This is a genomic window from Variovorax sp. 01T439_2 (genome assembly GCF_056398445.1).
Map to the genome: position 1 here is coordinate 1 of NZ_JBFTPJ010000917.1, position 2,338 is coordinate 2,338.

Here is a 2,338-nt window from a genome sequence, read left to right on the forward strand (position 1 = left end):
TCGTGGGCGTTTCGCTGCAGGGCGACGCGGTGATGCAGCTGCGGCCCTATCCGCCGGCCAGCGCCAGCGCACCTGCGAGCCTGCAGCTGCTGATCGAGCCGCGCTCCATCTACATGCTGCGCGGCGAAGCGCGCTGGGCCTGGCAGCACAGCATCGCGCCGACCGAGGCGCTGCGCTATTCCATCACCATGCGCACGCGGCGGCGCGCGTGACTTGCGGCGGGCCTTGCGGCCGGCTTTTTTGCGGCGGGCTGTTTTTCGGCCGGGCGCCTGGCCCCGGCTTTCTTCATCAGCTCCGAAGCCATCGACAGGTCCTTGAGCCAGGCTTCCCAAGCCGCTTCGCGCTGCAGCGGATCGCCGCGCAGCAGGGCGGAGGGATGCAGCGTGACCAGCACGCGGCGGCCCGTTGCGGCATCCTCGACCCACTGGCCGCGCTCCTTCATCACCGCGACCGGCCGGCCGAGCAGTGAGCGCGCGGCCGTGCCGCCGAGCGCGATGCAGGCGCGCGGCTGCACGAGCTCCATCTCGCTTTCGAGCCAGTGGTGGCAGGCATCCACTTCGCGCTGGCCCGGGGTCTTGTGCATGCGGCGCTTGCCGCGCGGCTCGTACTTGAAATGCTTCACCGCATTGGTCACGTAGAGCTTCTCGCGCGACCAGCCGAGTTCGGCCACTGCGCGGTCGAACAGCTTGCCGGCCGGGCCCACGAAGGGGCGGCCGACCAGGTCTTCCTTGTCGCCGGGCTGCTCGCCCACCACCATCAGCGCCGCACCGACCGGGCCTTCGCCGAACACCGACTGGGTCGCATGCGCGCCCAGCGGGCATTCGCGGCAGGCGTCGGTCGCCACGCTGAGCGCCTTCAGCGCGGCCGTGGCTTCGTTGCGATGGGACATGTTGCCGGCTCCGGCAGTTCGGCGGCCTTCAGGCCGCTCCCGTCAATGCGTGGAACCGCCGGCGCCGCCGCGCCGGGACTGGCTCTGGTTGCTGCCGCCGACGTGGCTTTCGCGGTCGTGGCGGCTCTCGGTGGTGCGGCGCGGCTCGTTGCGCGGTGTCGGGCTCTGGTGGCCGGCCTTGTTGTGCTGGGGAGGCAACGAACCACGCTCGTCGGGCGTGTTGGGGTTCGTCTTGGACATGGGCTGCTCCTTCGAATGAATGATGAATGGATGGACATTCATTTGTCCGCGCGGTGCCTGCTCGGCGGTGTCGGAATTGGCCCACCGCGGGCGTCGTCCAAGCCTCATGCGCAGGCACGGCGGGGCGCGGAATCTGCCGATAGCCGATATCTGCCACCAGGCTGTCCGATCACGCCAACCACCCCCCGATCAAGGTAAGAACTCGATACTCCGCAAAAATCTTTGTCGCCGCCAAGACAACTTGCATTGGCCTTGCGGACCCGCCTCCGTACACGATGCCGTCCTGTTGCGCGGCCTTGGTCCGAACGGGCGTGCTACCCCGGCCAACGTCGTTCAAGTGCCCGCATTCCGATGCCCGCACCGGCGGTTTGCCGCGCCGCATGGGCGCCGATACGATCCCGCGCCTTGCCCCCAAAGGAATGCGCGGATGCCGCCAACGATTGCTTCTTCCTCGATGCCCGCAGCATCGAAAAACGCCGGCTGGCAGCAGCGCAGCCGGCGCCATGTCTGGCATCCGTGCACGCAGAGCATCCGGCTCGAAGCGGTGCCGCCGCTGCCGATCGCGCGGGGCGAGGGCGTCTGGCTGTTCGACCACGACGGCCGCCGCTACCTCGACGCAACGAGCTCGTGGTGGGTCAATCTCTTCGGCCATGCGCACCCGGCCATCAACGCCGCGCTCAAGGACCAGCTCGACACGCTCTCGCACGTGATGCTCGCGGGCTGCACGCACGCGCCGGCCGTCGAGCTGGCCGAGCGGCTCGCCGCGCTGACCGGCGATGCGCTGGGCCACTGCTTCTATGCCTCGGACGGCGCCTCGGCCGTGGAGATCGCGTTGAAGATGAGCTTTCATACGTGGCGCAACGCGGGCCGCAGCGGCAAGCAGGACTTCGTCGCGCTGCGGCAGGGCTACCACGGCGAAACGCTGGGCGCGCTGCATGTGACCGACGTGCCGGTGTTCCGCGACGCGTACGCGCCGCTGCTCGCGAATGCGCACCTCGTGGCATCGCCCGACGCCCGGGCCGCGCGGTCGGGCGAAGACGCCGCTGCCGTGGCGCGCCGTGCCGCGGCCGAGCTCGAAGCGCTGCTGGCCGAACGGCATGCATCGATCGCCGCCGTGATCGTCGAGCCGCTGGTGCAATGCGCCACCGGCATGGCGATGCACGACCCCGACTACCTGCGCCTCGTGCGGGCACTGTGCGACCGCTACGG

General features: G+C 69.7%; 3 protein-coding genes and 1 pseudogene. 2 read left to right on the plus strand and 2 right to left on the minus strand.

Annotated features, from left to right (window positions below; translation table 11 throughout):
* Nucleotides 1-212, plus strand: a pseudogene (locus AC1DOC_RS29740) (alpha-ketoglutarate-dependent dioxygenase AlkB); the annotation flags it as partial.
* On the opposite strand, the gene AC1DOC_RS29745 reads toward AC1DOC_RS29740, so the two are convergent.
* Complete coding sequence (locus AC1DOC_RS29745) at nt 176-889, minus strand: UdgX family uracil-DNA binding protein (protein WP_012747910.1); 714 nt, start codon at nt 887-889, stop codon at nt 176-178. The pseudogene AC1DOC_RS29740 and the gene AC1DOC_RS29745 sit on opposite strands and share 37 nt — an antisense overlap.
* 42 nt (nt 890-931) lie before the next feature.
* Nucleotides 932-1,129: a hypothetical protein gene (locus AC1DOC_RS29750; protein ID WP_012747911.1), complete on the minus strand. Its 198-nt coding sequence runs from the start codon at nt 1,127-1,129 to the stop codon at nt 932-934.
* A 427-nt stretch (nt 1,130-1,556) separates the two neighbouring features.
* Here AC1DOC_RS29750 and AC1DOC_RS29755 point away from each other — a divergent pair.
* A partial coding sequence (locus AC1DOC_RS29755) for an aminotransferase class III-fold pyridoxal phosphate-dependent enzyme (protein WP_478131130.1) occupies nt 1,557-2,338 on the plus strand: 782 nt, incomplete at its 3' end.

Bases quoted from the DNA above. Each gene is read 5' to 3' on its own strand.
- AC1DOC_RS29750 (WP_012747911.1), bottom strand. From the start codon at position 1,129: ATGTCCAAGACGAACCCCAACACGCCCGACGAGCGTGGTTCGTTGCCT.
- AC1DOC_RS29745 (WP_012747910.1), bottom strand. From the start codon at position 889: ATGTCCCATCGCAACGAAGCCACGGCCGCGCTGAAGGCGCTCAGCGTG.